The following is a 15,517-nucleotide window of genomic DNA, read 5'->3' as shown; positions in this document are numbered from 1 at the left end:
GTCAAATATCCAAATTACAAATCATTTTAAAATACTTACAATTCATAATGAAAATTCCCTCTCCTTTCAGGAGATGAGAAACACTGTTTCGTAAGGGGAGAGGTAATTAAAAACCTTCATCTTCTTTCGTAGCCTTGCTACTCATCTTTTTCAAAGTGGAGAATGTTACGTATTGGCTAGACGTCTAATTCGTAAAGCTCCCCCCTTTTTCAAAGGTGAGCAGTATTACTGCACAAGGGAGGGATTAAAGGTATAAATTAAGCCACATTTTCAGAAGCTAACTCCCCTCTCACCCAATCCGCTAACAACACAATCGCTGCTCGAATCTCATCCGATAACTGATGCCCTGCATTTAAACGAATACAATTGTTATAACGATTATCTTCACCAAAAATTAAACCGGGAACAATATTAATACTGTGCTTTTGCGCATGATAATACAGCGCCAAACTATCCACCTGTTCAGGAAACTGTAACCACAACGCATAACTGCCCTGCGGTTGATTCAATCGAATCTCCACACCCTGAAAAGCCTGCGAAATAAACTGACGATATTGCTCCACCTGTGCCATCAATTTAGGTCTTAATTCACTTAAATGCTGACGATACGCCCGACTAAAAATCAAATCGGCAAGCCCCAACTGCAACGGCGTATTCACCGACACATTTTGTAAAATCAACTTGGCATGCAAATGCTTCAAACGCTGTGGCAAACAAAACCATCCTAAACGATAAGACGGCGATAAAGACTTGGAAATTGAACTGCAATAAATCACATAACCTGCACGATCCCAATATTTGATCGGTAACGGACGTTTAGCATTGAAGCTACATTCGGCATAAATATCATCTTCAATTACATAACACTGATATTTTTCAGCAAGTTGAGCAATTTTTTCTTTTTCAGCATTACTCAGACAAAAGCCCAAAGGATTTTGAAAATTTGCGGTCAATAAACAAACTTTTGCACCTGATTTTTGCATGGCTTGTTCTAAACGCTGCAAGTCAAAACCCTCAGTATTGGCAGGAATTTCAATGATCTTACGCTTTAACAATGCCAACAGTTGCAATTGCCCATTATAGTTAGGCGTGGGCACGATAATACTGTCACCTTCATGGCTGACACTCTGAATCATCATGGACAATGCAGGCATGCAACCATTGCTGATATAAATATCTTCTTTGGCAATATAAAAGCCATCTTCCGCCCAATGCGCGGACAGCGCTTCACGTAAAGTGGGATGACCTTGCCGATTATTATATAAAAAATCCTCAGGTTTACAGTGTTTTAGTGCACGTTGAATCGAACGTCTCAAGGCTTCTACAGGCACGAAATCAGGTGATAACTGGATCGAACCTAGATGTACCAAACGGTTATTGGCTGAGGCTTCATGAATTTGTATTTGTAATTCTAAATTTGACACTTCACGTGGTCGGGATGGAAAACTCGGATGATCAGGCACAGCGATGCGTTGTGCATCCTGTTGTGATTGCACAAAATAACCTGACTTTTCCTTCACATAAATCAAGCCTTGTGCTTCAAGCAATTCATAACAACTTTTCGCCGTATTCAAACTAATGCTTTGCTGCTGGGCAAATTGACGCAATGAACATAGACGTTGACCGACTTTCAATTCACCACTATAAATTTTCTGTGCAAGTTGCTGTGCCAAACTTTGGTATTGAAATGCCATATCTGTACCCAAATTTTAATATTTGTTGTATCTGTACCTATAAAACTATCAGATTTATGCTTCTTTCACAGCCCCATCTTGCAACTGAAATGATTTGAAAGGAGAAAATAATGAGAATATTCACGTTACTGACGACAGCTTTATTGCTCAGTGCCTGCCAACCCCAAGCCACCAATCAAATCGCACAGCAACAGCATTTTATCTGTAAATCATTGATTGAAGGATTTTTAAAAACGCAACGATTGGGCGAATATCAACTTGAACATTTACAGCCGACTTTACAACATACAGCACCGATTAGAGCATACACTTACCGTGTCAGCAGTGACATTACGATGCGCCTCAACATGCCGACACAGCAGAATTTAAATTTTGAATGTCAGCAGGATACTGCTCAACATTTTAAAGTGCGTTTGGTCAATCAAACACAAAATAGCAAACAAAATTTGCTCAGTTTGGATTTACCGCCACAAAAAACTATCGATACTTTGACAGCTTTTGCGCTAAAAACTCAATGAATAAACGGACACGCTTCGGCAAGTGCTCTTGCTGATAATACACGGCATGGATGCTCTGCTCATATAACTCGATTTGATCTTCAAATAAAGCCACCAAACGCTTTTGCTTGATATCTCGATGTATCAAAAAAGCAGATAGACAAGTGATACCTAAACCCTCTAAGGCCATTAAGCGTACCGTTTCACCATTGGATGCCTTAATTTGAGGCTTGATTGTCAAATACTGACCATCAACCTGAATCGGCCAAGTATTGAGATGCGCTACTTTACTGAAACCGATTTGTTGATGGCTGAGAATGTCCTTTGGCGTTTGCGGCTTGCCATTTTTTGCTAAATATTCAGGACTTGCCACAATATATAAACGACTCTTGCACAACAAGCGAGCATGTAGACTTGAATCGGTTAATTGCCCAAAACGAATGGCGACATCTGTTTTATGTTCAAGCAGATCAATAATTTGATCATTACTGTTCAACTCAATCTGAATATTGGGATATAGCGCGAGAAACTCAGGAATCAACGGCGTAATCACATGCAATACAAAAGGCGTTGCGGAGTCGACCCGTACAATGCCTGAAGTATCGTTGTCTGATTTGAGTAAGGCATCCTCTGCTTCGTTCAGATCATGCACAATCTTACGGGCTTTTTCTAAAAATATTTGTCCTTCCTGCGTCAATTTTAATTTGCGTGTGGTGCGTTCAAGCAAAGTTACATTGAGTTTGGTTTCAAGACGCTGCAAGGCTCGACTCACGCCCGAAGTAGTTTGACGTAACTGCTCTGCTGCCCCAACAATGGAGCCACTATCAACAATAGAGATAAATGCCTGTAATTCTTCTAAGGTGGATTTCATTTTTATCACAGTTTATTGTTGACTAAAAATCAATAATATTTTGCAGAATATTATATTTGTCCGCAACAATAAATCTTGCACAATACTCATAATCTCAAAAACAATGTGAAATATCCATGAATACGATCATTCCGCAATTCGGTGTTGGAACCTTCCGCTTAACAGGTCAAACCGTCATTGATTCGGTAAAAACGGCTTTGGATGTCGGTTATCGTGCTATTGATACGGCACAAATCTATGGCAATGAAGCAGAAGTGGGGCAAGCCATTGCTGAAAGCCACATCAACCGAAATGAGTTATTTATCACCACAAAAATTTGGACAGAACATTATTCAGCAGACAAACTGATTCCAAGTTTAAAAGACAGCTTACAAAAGCTCAGAACGGATGCGGTAGATTTAACGCTGATCCATTGGCCTGCGCCAAGCACAGGTATTTCAGTCGCTGAAATGATGCAAAACCTGTTACAGGCAAAACAACAAGGTCTGACCAAACATATTGGTATTTCAAATTTCAATATTGATTTGACCCAACAAGCGATTGCTGCGATAGGTGTGGAAAATATTGCCACCAATCAGATTGAACTCAGTCCATATTTACAAAACCGTAAAGTTGTTGAATTTTTACAAGCGCAAAATATTGATGTGACTTCATATATGACGTTGGCATATGGCAAAGTCTTGCAAGATCCTGTTTTGGCTGAAATTGCTCAACATCATCAAGCGTCAACTGCACAAATTGCCTTGGCTTGGGCATTGCAAAAAGGCTTCTCTGTGATTCCATCATCAACCAAACGTGAAAATCTGATCGCCAATCTCAAAGCACAGGATATCCAACTCACTGCTGAAGAAATGCAGAGGATTGCACAATTGGAACGCGATGGACGAGAAGTTGATCCTGAAGGCTTAGCACCGATTTGGGACTAATCCACAATGAAAATTAATTTTCCTTTATTTGCGCTTGCCATTGGGGCTTTTGCCATTGGCACCACAGAATTTTCTCCCATGGGTTTCTTGCCACAGATTGCGGAAAACCTGAATATTTCCATTCCCACCGCAGGTATGCTGATTACCGCTTATGCCTTGGGTGTGATGATTGGGGCACCAATCATGACGCTATGGTTTGGACATTTTCCCAAACGTAAAGCCCTGATTCTTGCTATGAGTATTTTCACGGTCGGGAATATTTTAGCCGCCATAGCACCCACTTATTGGGGACTGATGGGCGCACGAATCCTGACCAGTTTAAATCATGGCGTGTTTTTTGGGATTGGTTCCATTGTGGCAACTAGTGTTGTGCCTAAAGAAAAACAAGCCAGTGCCGTTGCCACTATGTTTATGGGGCTGACCATTGCCAATATTGGCGGTGTTCCGCTTGCCACATGGGTTGGGCAAAATATTGGTTGGCGCATGTCCTTTGCCGCTATTGCTGTTTTGGGTGTCGTCACCATGCTGTGCTTATGGAAGGCATTGCCTGAGGGAACTGCAGGACAACGTCCCAATGTCAAAGCTGAATTAAAGGTGCTGACCCGTCTACCTGTCATGCTTGCCTTACTCACCACGGTGATGAGCGCAGGTGCAATGTTTACCTTGTACACTTATATTGCACCAACACTGCAAAATATTACCCATGCAAGTCCAGGCTTTATTACGTTCATGTTGGTGCTGATCGGGGTGGGTTTCTCAATTGGTAATCATTTAGGCGGTACACTTGCAGACAAATCTTTAACTAAAACCCTGACCGGCTTTTTGTTATTGCTGATGCTGTCCATGTTGCTCTTCCCTATTTTGGCAACTACGCATATCGGTGCAGCTTTGGCATTGGTGGTGTGGGGCACAGCCGCTTTTGCTGTAGTTCCTCCCTTACAAATGCGCGTCATGTCTGTGGCACATGAGGCACCTGGTTTGGCATCATCTGTCAATATTGGGGCATTTAACTTAGGAAATGCTGTGGGTGCAGCAGCAGGCGGTGCCGTACTCAGTCTAGGCATGAGCTATGTCATGGTATCGATTACAGGTGCATTACTCACCGCTCTAGGGCTGCTCTTGGTTGGGCTGCAAATGCGCTTACCTGAGGCAAAACTTCAGTATTCATCTAAATCGTAAATAAAAAATCCCACCATCAAATGGGTGGGATTTTTAGATCTTCACTTTTGTACGATTTATTTTAAAATTTCAGGTAACGCAGGCAATGCCTTATTTTTAGCCAACTCAGCTTTCATTTTTTGCAACATCTGATACGGCTGCTGCTCGACTAGCATGTTGGTCACACTTTGTGGAATAGCGCCTTCGGGATCGGCAAATCCTGTGGTACTGACTTTAACTTTATTGGCTGCTAATTTTTGGAAAGTCCAATCACCTTCATAGTTCCTTAAACGTACAAAGTTCGCATTCGGGGCTTTACCTTGTGTAATCGCTTTATTTTTAATGCTGATTACACCATTACTGTCTTTGGAAATTTTTCCTTTCACCACCATATCACGGTCTTTGAGTGGAAATGGAAAATCCAAAACCATATAGAGCGTAAATTCACCTTTTTTATCATCACGGGAAAGTACTTCAGCTTTTGCCACATTCGGCACCCATTTTGGCGCATTATTCACATCAAAAACCAATGCAACCGCACGTTCAATCGGCACATCCAAAGTGGTTTCTGCTTTATAAGACATCACCGTATTGTTCGGGGCTTTAAATGTCCATACTTTGATATTGTTTTTGTCAAGGCTAAGCTTGATATCATTTGGGGCAGCAGCCTGTGTAGTCAGGCTCATGGCACTGACTACACCTGCAAGAAACATCACTGTTTTTTTCATTTTTTTTATTCAAATTGATTTCGTTGTTTTAGATCATAATGGATTATGCTTTAAGCTTGAATATCATTTAAACCTAAAACATCTTTCATATCGTATTTTTTAGCATCTTTACCTACAACCCATGCCGCTGCACGTACCGCACCCGATGCAAAGTTCATGCGACTGGTGGCTTTATGGGTCACTTCAACACGCTCGCCTTCACCAATAAACATCACCGTATGTTCACCGACAATATCACCACCACGGATGGTTTCAAAACCAATAGTTTCACGTTCACGTGGACCTGTATGCCCTTCACGACCATAAACAGCGACTTTCTTCAAATCACGACCTAACGTATCAGCAACCGCCTCACCCATCATCAGTGCTGTACCTGATGGTGCATCTACTTTATGACGATGGTGTGCTTCAATGATTTCAATATCCACCGTATCACCAAAAACTTTTGCAGCAAGCTCAAGTAATTTAATTGATACATTCACACCCACAGAGTAGTTTGCGGCATAAACTACAGGTGTTTGCGTTGCTGATTCATTTAAAACTTGTTTTTGTTCTTCTGAAAAGCCCGTGGTACCAATCACCATCGCCACACCTGCTTCACGGCAGAGTTTTAAGTTATTTTCAGTTGCCGCAGGTGCAGTAAAATCAATTACAACGTCCACATCTGCAAGTACTTCTTCCAAGCTACCCACGACTTTCACGCCAACAGCACCAATGCCTGCAAGCTCACCTGCATCTGCACCAATTAATGAACTTTCTGGGCGCTCAACGGCTGCTGCCAATTGATAACCTGCTTGTTGTACCGCTTGGATCAATGTACGACCCATACGACCACCTGCACCCAAAATACCAATGCGTGGAGTAGCTGACATGCTGATCTTCCTAAATCTATGTTTAAAATTTTATCTACTATAACAAAACTCTGCGAAGAGGCTAAGTTGCGTTATTGAAAATTCGGCAAAAATATCTCAGCTATTTTTGCATTGCACTCGAAATAGTTGACCGAAATGCGCAATTTTTTTCAAAATGACACACTTGTAAAGCGAAAAATGTTTTTCTATATTTTTGTTGAAGTTTAAGTGATAGCGAAAATGAGAACTTCATCATCACAATAAAGATATAGGATATTCCCATGAATTTGAAAAAAATTGCATTTGTCGTCTTCTTTTCTAGCATCATGTCAAGTGCATGGGCAGATGATGCGCTGGATGCTGCGATGGCTGCAGCAAATGATGCAGTGGAAACAGCAAATATCGAGACCACAAATACTGAAACTAAAACATCTACAACAGATGACACTTCAGATCCCACAGTAATTGATGCACCTGTGATTGAGGATGCTGCCGAATAATTTGCCTGTCAACGCTACAAAATTTTCCTTTAATCATAGAGCTTCGACAAAGAACATTACGGTGTGCTTTGTCGTTATGTCCAAAATTTGTTTGATGAACATACAAGAACACTGCGCTATTTCAACAAAATCCTGTTTAATATATGAAAAGCTCATTTCACTGTTGTTTATTATGCGTTTCGACTTTTTCGATTTACATTTATTTTTAAATATTGTGGATACCGGTAGCCTGACCAAGGGGGCTGAACGCTCTGCCATTTCATTACAAGCAGCCAGTGAACGTATTAAAAAACTTGAACAACAATTTAATACCACGCTCTTTACCCGTCATGCATTGGGTGTGAAATTAACTGTCGCAGGTCAAGTCTTTACTGAACAAGCACAGCGACTGATTCAACAAGAACAGCAGCTCCAACACGCCATGTCTCCCTTTGCGCAAGACTTAGCAACACAGGTGACTTTATGGTGTAATTCATCGGCACAAAGTGAATATTTACCGATACTTTTACCACAATATTTAGTCGAAAATCCGCATATTCAAATTGAGCTCAAAGAAGCTGAAAGTCACGATATTATTCAAGCAATTGAAAAAGGCACTGCTCAGCTAGGCTTAATTTCTAGTTTTTTTAATTCCCGAAATCTACACACTTTAGACTTTTCACCCGATCCTTTGGTGCTGATCTGCCCACAACAACATGCGCTCACGCAGCATAAAACTTTAAATTTATCCGAAATTTTAAATTATCCCTTTGTGGGACTGATGCAATATCATTCGTTACAACAGTCCATTGAAGCACAAGCCAAACGCTTAAATTGCACGATGCAATATCGCTTACGTTTACCCAATTTTGCAGCGATTGCACACGTCGTTGCTGATGGTGTCGGAGTGGCTATCATTCCAAAACGTGCAGCACAACGTTTGAATAAATTGTATAAATTTCATCAAATTGAACTGTCAGGTGCTTGGGCAAATCGAAAATTATTATTGGCGGCTGCACAGTTTGATATACTCCCTACCGCTTATCAACACTTTGCTCAATTTCTCATTTCACAAAAAAACAAATTGATTTTGGACTGATCCATAGCATTGTTAAAGCACAGCAAATTGGTGTAAAACCGAGTACATACCAAAAAGCACTAAGCCAAAGAAAAATACTTTACGGAATTTTTGCTCGGAGATGCGATAACGGATTTTTGTGCCTAACCACATCCCTATGAGTGCAGGAAATAACGCCATCAAAGACAGTTGATAATCGATGGGCGTATCATCCACGGGGTTAAAGTGTAAAAAAGCAGCTAAACAAAAAGTCGATACGGTAAATGCCAAACCTAAAGACTGTACCAAATCGTCACGTTTTAGTCGTAAAGACTGTAAATAAGGCACCACAGGAATAACCACTACACCCGTTGCCACAGTTAATGCACCTCCCAAATAGCCCATCACAGGCGATAACCATTTTTCATAGGGTGCAAGATTTGGCATCTTTTTAGCAAATAAACCATAAAGCCCATACAAAGCTAACATGCCTCCCAATAACGCTTCACTGTGAAAATGATCATTGGCATGTCCTAAAGTGGGAAAAATACTGAAAACTGATCCAAGGATAATGCCGAGCAGTAAGGGGTAAAAACGGCGTACTAAACGCCAGACTTGTCCTTCTGCAAAAAGTTGCCAGATATTGGTCACTACGGAAGGAACAATCAACAAAGTCGCTGCTTGAAATGGGCTAATCATTAAGGTTAATAACCCCATCGACACAGCAGGTAAACCTAAGCCGATCGTCCCTTTAATCATCCCTGCAATCGCAAAGACAGCAATAACAAAACCTAGCACGACATGCGCCTCATCATATTTTAGGTCATGCTACAAAAAATTTTTAAAATGAAATATCAGCTTTTTTAGAAGTCAGCTTCAATAAAATATTGAGGCTTCGAATATCCTATTTTTGATATTCTGCATATTATTTCCCAACTTTATTTTGGGATCCCATTCACAGCATAATGATCATCACATTCATAATTTTTATCATCACAGTAGGTGGATCCAATGTCGAATGATTTGATTGAAAATGCATTAAAAACAAAAAATCCTAAAGATGTGGTCTTAGCTTTCTTAGCCAATTCATCAAAAGAAAATGTTAAACATGCCGCTGAAAAATTGGTTGCAGAAGATGCAACTTATATGTCTCTAAGTTTTGAGAATAAAGAACTTGAAGCGATTGAGCCATGGTGCGGCGTGCGTAGAGGCCGTCAAATTTATATTGATACATTTTCCAATGTCGGCACATATTGGGAAGTGAATGATTTCCAAATCACTCAAGCTTTGGCTGAAAATGAAGATGTAGCGGTCTTTGGCCAATTCACTTATACCTCAGTCGAAGTAGATTATCGTTTTACCTCGCCATTTTCAATTTGGGCAAAAGTGGTTGATGGTCAAATCATCTATTTCCGCTTTATGGAAGATACCTATCTTTCAGCTCGCTCGTTCCGTAAATCTGGAAAATGGGAAATTCAAAATAATGGACGTGGCTTTAGTGTAGGTGAATAACCCCTAAGATCATTTCCTTACGTTCAAATGAGAAAGCTGTAGTAAAACTACAGCTTTTGATTTATGGTCGGATTTCTTTTAATTCTCGTTGAATAAAATGCTGAATCATTTCACGATAAATCTTTTCAACCAAATCTGGGTCGGTGTGTAATTGATTGGCTTTTTCTCGGACTTTATTAATGACCTGTTGCACACGTTCAGGAGACTGAACATCTTCAGCAGTACGCTTAAAACGAGTTGCTTGATCGACATAAAACTGGCGTACAGCAATCATTTCAATTAAAGCCTGATCAATTTCATCAATATGCACTCGGGCTTGTTCAAGTGATTCACATTTTTCTTTTTTCATCGCTGAGGTGTTCTGCATCTTTTAGCTCTGCATCATTATCACTTTTGTACTTCTGTTCTAACACATTACTGAAAATACTTTCAATCATCCAAACGCGATATAAGCTATTAAATACGTAACGTTTTCCTTCAATTGTCAGTTCTAACACTGGAAAATCAGGTTGGTGTTTCTCTGCACAACGTTGATCATTTTCCTCTAAGAACGATGCGACATCTACATCTGCAAGTTTTTCAATTCCTAGATCTTGTTGTAATTTTTGTAAATGTGCTTTACATGAAGGGTCTTTGCCCTTTGTCCATACTGCTTCTAAAATCGTATACATCGCATCGGTGCGCTGTTCTTCATCCACACTATAGAAAAGCTGTGCCATATTTAAAATACTGTCCGCCGTTGGACGACAAAATGGCGTAAACTTTACTTCGGTACGTTTTGACAAACGGCTTGCCAAGCTCCAATCAAAAAAGTCCCGTCCATGGTACGTTAAAGGACAAACATTCAACTGAATATTATAATAATTAGCGAGTTCTTCTTTAATATACGCGAGCAATAACCAACTGATCGGATCTTCAAGCGCAATATACAAATTTAACTCAGGATGCATCGCTTGAATTTCAGCAAGCTCCTCAGCATCACTCATCAGATGTTCACGCCACTCGATGTGATTAATCAAGAAAATAGGATTATCAATCAATAATTTTTGCTGTTTTAAACGGCGTGTTAAACGTAATAAATCATCTACGGCATGATATTGACGTCCACCAAATTCAAAATAGCTTTCTAAAACAGGCGTATGATCAAAGATTCTTTCTGGAAAATGTTGTTCTTTTTGTTGTTTACTTGCCATCACAAACAGCATTCGTAATTTTCCGTATTGTTGCTGCCATAACATATGGAACACATCTTCAAGTAAATACAGAAAATTTTGACCTGTTAATGGGGTATTACGCAAAATAGTTTCGGCTTGCTGTAAGGCTTCTTGTGTGGGTTGTTCTGGTTTTTCTTCGTCATAACTAAAGCGGTGCTGATTGGCTAAAATCTTGGCATCATTTAGACTATAATTCCGCCATTCTTCAATACTCATACCATTGGGTGGTTCAGCGGTCGTATCCGAAATAATGATTTTCAGTGGCTTCAAATCATCATTTAAAATCTCATCCAATTGCGTTAATTGTTGTACAGCTAAATAGCTATACACATCATCTAAACGTAAATAAATTTTTAGCCCTTGTGCCGTGGGTAACACCTCTTGACGGGTGGGTTTTGCATAAAACCAACTCGATCGGATTGGATCAAACCAACGGCGTAACAGTGACATGGAATAAGCCTCGGAAAAGCACTGAGTCATGGAAAAAAATGTGATTGAAACTCGCTCAAGGATATCATTCATTGACTGAAGATGCTGAAAAAATTAATCCCACTCAGTCAAACAAAATTTATAGCAATTCAATAGCAAGTGATCAATAACTAAAAATTCAATAAAATTTAAACGATTAGGTCAATTATTTTTTTATCAGCAAACAGTTATTGAGCATGTATCTAAATTTTGAGCTCTTAACGTATCGTAAAATGATTTCAATTCTAAATAAAGTTGTTCACTCATTGGAAAATCATCATATACAAATAATTGATTCAAATTAGATTGTTGCTGTCCCACGCTGAGCAAAAGTAATCTCATTTCCAATATCAGTTCCATTAATACTGTTTCACCCGATAAACTTAATGGCTCATCTGTTCCTGAATCAGCAATCAGTTTTTCAAATAATGGGAAAGTCACTAAAAGCTTTTTCGGAATCTGTAAATAAAAAGCGCTATACGAGCCTAAATAAAATCCATGAATCATTTTATCTTTTTCACATATGATGATTTCAATTCCCATTTTCATCCCTTAAAAAAGCACTCAACCTGTGAGTGCTTTTATATAGTGTGAATAAACTTTAAAACTTAGAGTTCACGTACTGCACCTTTTGAAGCACTGGTGGTATGCATTGCATAAGCTTTTAACGCTTTAGAGACTTTACGTGGACGCTCTTCAGCAGGATGCCAACCTTTAGCTTCTTGTACTTCACGACGTGCAGCCATGGTTGCTTCATCAACCGCAAGGTGAATGGTACGATTTGGAATATCGATTTCGATACGGTCACCATCTTCAACCAAACCAATTGCACCACCTTCAGCCGCTTCTGGTGAAACGTGACCAATGGAAAGACCTGATGAACCGCCAGAGAAACGACCATCCGTCAACAAGGCACAATCTTTGCCCAATCCTTTTGATTTTAAATAACTAGTTGGGTAAAGCATTTCTTGCATACCTGGACCACCACGTGGACCTTCGTAGCGAATCACCACTACATCACCTGCAGTAATTTTTCCACCCAAAATTGCGTCTACAGCAGCATCCTGACTTTCAAAAACACGTGCTGTGCCGTTGAATTTCAAGATTGAATCATCCACACCTGCAGTTTTAACAATACAGCCTTCCAAAGCGATGTTACCGTAAAGTACTGCCAAACCACCATCTTGTGAGAATGCATTAGCAACATTACGAATCACACCACCCTCACGGTCACCATCCAAACGTGAATAGTAACGATCTTGAGAGAATGCAGTTTGCGTTGGAACACCGCCCGGTGCTGAACGGAAGAATTGGTAAACCTCTTCGTCTTCAGTACGGATAATATCCCATTTATCCAAAGCATCTTTTAAGGTTTTTTCATGTACAGTCGGCACAGAAGTATCAAGCAAACCTGCTCGATCTAACTCGCCAAGAATTGACATGATCCCACCTGCACGATGTACATCTTCCATATGGACATCTTGTTTTGCTGGCGCAACTTTACACAATACAGGTACTTTACGAGATAAACGGTCAATGTCTGTCATGGTAAAGTCAACTTCAGCTTCATTCGCCGCAGCCAATAAATGTAGAACTGTATTTGTAGAACCACCCATCGAAATATCAAGCGTCATTGCATTTTCAAAAGCAGCTTTGGTCGCAATTGAACGTGGTAACAAACTATAGTCATTTTGTTCATAATGACGTTTGGTGATTTCAACAATCAACTGCCCCGCTTTTTCAAATAATTTTTTACGGTTGGCATGTGTTGCAAGTGTTGAACCATTACCCGGTAAAGATAGACCTAAAGCTTCCGTCAAACAGTTCATTGAGTTTGCAGTAAACATCCCTGAACATGAACCACAGGTTGGACATGCTGAACGTTCGTATTCAGCCACTTCTTCGTCAGTAAAGTTGTCATCTGCTGCAACAATCATGGCGTCAACAAGGTCAATGGCTTTTTCATTACCACGGATTTTGACTTTACCCGCTTCCATTGGCCCACCAGACACAAACACCACTGGAATGTTCAAGCGCATAGATGCCATCAACATTCCCGGAGTGATTTTATCACAGTTGGAAATACACACCATCGCATCTGCACAGTGTGCATTCACCATGTATTCTACTGAGTCTGCAATCAAATCACGTGAAGGTAGTGAATAGAGCATACCGTCATGCCCCATTGCAATGCCATCATCAACCGCAATGGTATTAAACTCTTTAGCTACACCACCTGCTTGTTCAATTTGACGAGCAACCAACTGTCCTAAATCTTTAAGATGTACATGACCTGGTACAAATTGGGTAAATGAGTTGACCACCGCAATAATCGGTTTACCAAAGTCCTCATCTTTCATTCCTGTCGCGCGCCATAAGCCACGCGCACCAGCCATGTTTCTTCCGTGTGTCGATGTTTTTGAACGATAGTCAGGCATTGTTATCTATTTCCAATGAAAGTTATGCTTGAGTTAAATCTAATGATTCACTCTGGCCAAATAATATGAATATAAGTTTAAATCTGATGAAATTTGCATCATTATACTATAGGTCATTCACAAACAAATGAATATGTAACCCTTTTCATATCTATGATACATCTTCAATTGGAGATTTAAGAACAATAAGGAATGAGATTAATATAGCGCGATCAAGATAAATTAAATACCAAACTTTCATGAATATTTTTTAATTTTTTAATAAGTAAATTTTATAATTAAATCACCTCTAAAATGTTAAAAAGCCTAATCATTTGATTAGGCTTTTAAAAAATATTAAAGCTTTGGTCTTAAATATACAGGACAATTTTTTCCCGTATAATCAGTGCATAAATAAATTTTATCTTTCGACGCTTTCTTCAAAAAATTTACGTTGGATATATTTACGTCATTATTTGAATTTCCATTACAATCCTCTTTAAGATTATCTGTTTCAAAGGTAATTCCTAAAGCGGGTAAATTATTTTCATCCTGAGGCAAAATATATTGATAAAATCCAGTGACCTTTTCTTTATTACTTTGAATCGTAATATCGCCCTTAGGTAAAAATTGATAGCTTTCTTTACAGGCTGTATTGGGTTGAATTAATTCCCAATTTTGCACCTGTTGTAAAATATCAACAATCTGTTGAGGTTCTACTATTTTTTCTTCAGCTTGTGTTGCTGAGCTAAACAGCAAAATTAGACTCAATGCTAATAATTTTACACGCATATATTTCTACCTTAAAACCTTAAATTTAATTTTACCACTGTATATTTACACGGCGGTTAGGTGCCAAGCACTGAATTAATCCTGATGTTTTCGCTTGTGCAGAACATTCTTGATAAGCCGTAGTAGAACCGTTACCTTGTAAAGAAATAATATTTGGGTTTATTCCCTGCTGTACGAGTAGCTGCGCTACCGTATTGGCACGATTTGCAGATAGACGTTGATTATAGGCATATTTCCCTAAACGATCTGCAAAGCCTGATATTTCTATACGCTCAGGATTATCTGCCTTAATCTGTTCAACAATAGTTGATACTGAACTATAGTTTTGGTCAATTGCTTGTGGATCATAGCGATCAAATGCGAATAAGACATTTGCATTTTTACGTTGCTGATCCACCGGATAGACTGCCTGTGGAGGAACTTGGTTATTTGCACCATAAACCATTAAGCCTTGGCACTCTTCACCTTTCCAATATAAATTTTCAGATAGTTTATCTTTATTAAAATCTATACGTAACTGACAACGTTTATATTCATTCGTATTTGGTTGGCGGATATCTAAAACATAGTTCCATGTTTTAACAAAAAATAAGCCTTCATTAAATTGAGGATTACCCAAAATAAAGCGGATTTGATCTTTTGTTAAGCCTTTATCCAAACGTGCAACTTCGTCATATTCATAACGATGAACTTGTTTTAAATAGCTGTCTTTAACTTCAGGAAAATTAATTTCTTCTGGTGTATTTTGTGGATCAATTTCAGCAGCAGAACTCATTGTTGTCACTAGACCGCTGAGCACACTGAACAGCAAAATTGTGTTTAATGTTTTCATTAATTTATCTCTCTTAAAATA

General features: G+C 39.3%; 17 protein-coding genes. 6 read left to right on the top strand and 11 right to left on the bottom strand.

Features of this window, described 5'->3' with window-relative positions; all coding sequences use genetic code 11:
* Nucleotides 1–257 precede the first annotated feature (257 nt).
* Complete coding sequence (locus HUV91_RS16225; RefSeq protein ID WP_174494095.1) at nt 258–1,694, bottom strand: PLP-dependent aminotransferase family protein; 1,437 nt, start codon at nt 1,692–1,694, stop codon at nt 258–260.
* Nucleotides 1,695–1,804: 110 nt separating this feature from the next.
* On the opposite strand from HUV91_RS16225, the gene HUV91_RS16220 reads away from it, so the two are divergent.
* Nucleotides 1,805–2,212 (top strand): hypothetical protein, encoded by a 408-nt coding sequence (locus HUV91_RS16220; protein ID WP_174494094.1) that lies wholly within the window; start codon nt 1,805–1,807, stop codon nt 2,210–2,212.
* Here HUV91_RS16220 and HUV91_RS16215 read toward each other — a convergent pair.
* The gene (locus tag HUV91_RS16215) at nt 2,172–3,062 is read right to left on the bottom strand and encodes a LysR family transcriptional regulator (protein WP_174494093.1); all 891 of its coding nucleotides are present in this window, start codon (nt 3,060–3,062) and stop codon (nt 2,172–2,174) included. The genes HUV91_RS16220 and HUV91_RS16215 overlap by 41 nt on opposite strands.
* Before the next feature lie 116 nt (nt 3,063–3,178).
* On the opposite strand from HUV91_RS16215, the gene dkgB reads away from it, so the two are divergent.
* Together dkgB and HUV91_RS16205 are read left to right on the top strand one after the other, a co-directional pair.
* The gene (dkgB, locus tag HUV91_RS16210) at nt 3,179–3,988 is read left to right on the top strand and encodes a 2,5-didehydrogluconate reductase DkgB (protein WP_174494092.1); all 810 of its coding nucleotides are present in this window, start codon (nt 3,179–3,181) and stop codon (nt 3,986–3,988) included.
* Nucleotides 3,989–3,994: 6 nt separating this feature from the next.
* Nucleotides 3,995–5,167: an MFS transporter gene (locus HUV91_RS16205; protein WP_174494091.1), complete on the top strand. Its 1,173-nt coding sequence runs from the start codon at nt 3,995–3,997 to the stop codon at nt 5,165–5,167.
* A 56-nt stretch (nt 5,168–5,223) separates the two neighbouring features.
* Here the strand turns inward: HUV91_RS16205 and HUV91_RS16200 are convergent, their stop codons facing one another.
* Together HUV91_RS16200 and dapB are read right to left on the bottom strand one after the other, a co-directional pair.
* Nucleotides 5,224–5,874, bottom strand: coding sequence for an START domain-containing protein (locus tag HUV91_RS16200; protein WP_174494090.1), 651 nt, complete (start codon nt 5,872–5,874; stop codon nt 5,224–5,226).
* Nucleotides 5,875–5,924: 50 nt separating this feature from the next.
* Nucleotides 5,925–6,746 carry a 4-hydroxy-tetrahydrodipicolinate reductase gene (gene dapB / locus HUV91_RS16195; protein ID WP_130075472.1) on the bottom strand — a complete coding sequence of 274 codons (822 nt, stop codon included), beginning with the start codon at nt 6,744–6,746 and terminating at the stop codon, nt 5,925–5,927.
* A 260-nt stretch (nt 6,747–7,006) separates the two neighbouring features.
* Here dapB and HUV91_RS16190 point away from each other — a divergent pair, with 260 nt between their 5' ends.
* Both HUV91_RS16190 and HUV91_RS16185 read left to right on the top strand, forming a co-directional pair.
* Complete coding sequence (locus HUV91_RS16190) at nt 7,007–7,225, top strand: hypothetical protein (RefSeq protein WP_174494089.1); 219 nt, start codon at nt 7,007–7,009, stop codon at nt 7,223–7,225.
* Nucleotides 7,226–7,397: 172 nt separating this feature from the next.
* Complete coding sequence (locus HUV91_RS16185) at nt 7,398–8,303, top strand: LysR family transcriptional regulator (RefSeq protein WP_174494088.1); 906 nt, start codon at nt 7,398–7,400, stop codon at nt 8,301–8,303.
* Between the two features lie 12 nt (nt 8,304–8,315).
* On the opposite strand, the gene HUV91_RS16180 is transcribed toward HUV91_RS16185, so the two are convergent.
* Nucleotides 8,316–9,059 carry a sulfite exporter TauE/SafE family protein gene (locus tag HUV91_RS16180; protein ID WP_174494087.1) on the bottom strand — a complete coding sequence of 248 codons (744 nt, stop codon included), beginning with the start codon at nt 9,057–9,059 and terminating at the stop codon, nt 8,316–8,318.
* Between the two features lie 213 nt (nt 9,060–9,272).
* Between HUV91_RS16180 and HUV91_RS16175 the strand changes: the two genes are divergently transcribed.
* Nucleotides 9,273–9,773, top strand: a complete 501-nt coding sequence (locus HUV91_RS16175; protein ID WP_174494086.1) for a nuclear transport factor 2 family protein — start codon at nt 9,273–9,275, stop codon at nt 9,771–9,773.
* A gap of 61 nt (nt 9,774–9,834) precedes the next feature.
* On the opposite strand, the gene HUV91_RS16170 is transcribed toward HUV91_RS16175, so the two are convergent.
* The 6 genes from HUV91_RS16170 to tpgA all read right to left on the bottom strand — a co-directional run bounded on the left by HUV91_RS16170 (nt 9,835) and on the right by tpgA (nt 15,496).
* Nucleotides 9,835–10,122, bottom strand: a complete 288-nt coding sequence (locus tag HUV91_RS16170; RefSeq protein WP_130075410.1) for a chorismate mutase — start codon at nt 10,120–10,122, stop codon at nt 9,835–9,837.
* On the bottom strand, nt 10,103–11,437 hold the full coding sequence (locus tag HUV91_RS16165) for a hypothetical protein (RefSeq protein WP_174494085.1): 1,335 nt from the start codon (nt 11,435–11,437) through the stop codon (nt 10,103–10,105). Before HUV91_RS16165 ends, HUV91_RS16170 begins: the two co-directional genes overlap by 20 nt.
* Before the next feature lie 195 nt (nt 11,438–11,632).
* Nucleotides 11,633–11,998: a hypothetical protein gene (locus tag HUV91_RS16160; protein ID WP_174494084.1), complete on the bottom strand. Its 366-nt coding sequence runs from the start codon at nt 11,996–11,998 to the stop codon at nt 11,633–11,635.
* A gap of 65 nt (nt 11,999–12,063) precedes the next feature.
* Nucleotides 12,064–13,893, bottom strand: coding sequence for a dihydroxy-acid dehydratase (ilvD, locus tag HUV91_RS16155; protein WP_174494083.1), 1,830 nt, complete (start codon nt 13,891–13,893; stop codon nt 12,064–12,066).
* Between the two features lie 336 nt (nt 13,894–14,229).
* On the bottom strand, nt 14,230–14,664 hold the full coding sequence (locus tag HUV91_RS16150; protein ID WP_130075401.1) for a hypothetical protein: 435 nt from the start codon (nt 14,662–14,664) through the stop codon (nt 14,230–14,232).
* Between the two features lie 31 nt (nt 14,665–14,695).
* Entirely contained in the window at nt 14,696–15,496 is an 801-nt protein-coding gene (gene tpgA, locus HUV91_RS16145) for a trimeric autotransporter adhesin/peptidogylcan-associated protein TpgA (RefSeq protein ID WP_174494082.1), read from the bottom strand.
* Between the last annotated feature and the right edge of the window lie 21 nt (nt 15,497–15,517).

This window comes from Acinetobacter sp. Marseille-Q1623 (assembly GCF_902809895.1).
Classification (GTDB): domain Bacteria; phylum Pseudomonadota; class Gammaproteobacteria; order Pseudomonadales; family Moraxellaceae; genus Acinetobacter; species Acinetobacter piscicola_A.
Note: the sequence above shows the minus strand (reverse complement) of the source record. Positions and strands in the feature narration are given on the sequence as shown.

Excerpts from the sequence above, each read along its gene's own strand:
- HUV91_RS16220 (WP_174494094.1), top strand. The coding sequence starts at position 1,805 with ATGAGAATATTCACGTTACTGACGACAGCTTTATTGCTCAGTGCCTGC.
- HUV91_RS16160 (WP_174494084.1), bottom strand. The coding sequence starts at position 11,998 with ATGGGAATTGAAATCATCATATGTGAAAAAGATAAAATGATTCATGGA.
- HUV91_RS16170 (WP_130075410.1), bottom strand. The coding sequence starts at position 10,122 with ATGAAAAAAGAAAAATGTGAATCACTTGAACAAGCCCGAGTGCATATT.
- HUV91_RS16215 (WP_174494093.1), bottom strand. The coding sequence starts at position 3,062 with ATGAAATCCACCTTAGAAGAATTACAGGCATTTATCTCTATTGTTGAT.
- tpgA (WP_174494082.1), bottom strand. The coding sequence starts at position 15,496 with ATGAAAACATTAAACACAATTTTGCTGTTCAGTGTGCTCAGCGGTCTA.
- HUV91_RS16200 (WP_174494090.1), bottom strand. The coding sequence starts at position 5,874 with ATGAAAAAAACAGTGATGTTTCTTGCAGGTGTAGTCAGTGCCATGAGC.
- HUV91_RS16190 (WP_174494089.1), top strand. The coding sequence starts at position 7,007 with ATGAATTTGAAAAAAATTGCATTTGTCGTCTTCTTTTCTAGCATCATG.
- HUV91_RS16175 (WP_174494086.1), top strand. The coding sequence starts at position 9,273 with ATGTCGAATGATTTGATTGAAAATGCATTAAAAACAAAAAATCCTAAA.
- dapB (WP_130075472.1), bottom strand. The coding sequence starts at position 6,746 with ATGTCAGCTACTCCACGCATTGGTATTTTGGGTGCAGGTGGTCGTATG.
- HUV91_RS16205 (WP_174494091.1), top strand. The coding sequence starts at position 3,995 with ATGAAAATTAATTTTCCTTTATTTGCGCTTGCCATTGGGGCTTTTGCC.
- HUV91_RS16225 (WP_174494095.1), bottom strand. The coding sequence starts at position 1,694 with ATGGCATTTCAATACCAAAGTTTGGCACAGCAACTTGCACAGAAAATT.
- HUV91_RS16165 (WP_174494085.1), bottom strand. The coding sequence starts at position 11,437 with ATGTCACTGTTACGCCGTTGGTTTGATCCAATCCGATCGAGTTGGTTT.
- ilvD (WP_174494083.1), bottom strand. The coding sequence starts at position 13,893 with ATGCCTGACTATCGTTCAAAAACATCGACACACGGAAGAAACATGGCT.
- HUV91_RS16185 (WP_174494088.1), top strand. The coding sequence starts at position 7,398 with ATGCGTTTCGACTTTTTCGATTTACATTTATTTTTAAATATTGTGGAT.
- dkgB (WP_174494092.1), top strand. The coding sequence starts at position 3,179 with ATGAATACGATCATTCCGCAATTCGGTGTTGGAACCTTCCGCTTAACA.
- HUV91_RS16150 (WP_130075401.1), bottom strand. The coding sequence starts at position 14,664 with ATGCGTGTAAAATTATTAGCATTGAGTCTAATTTTGCTGTTTAGCTCA.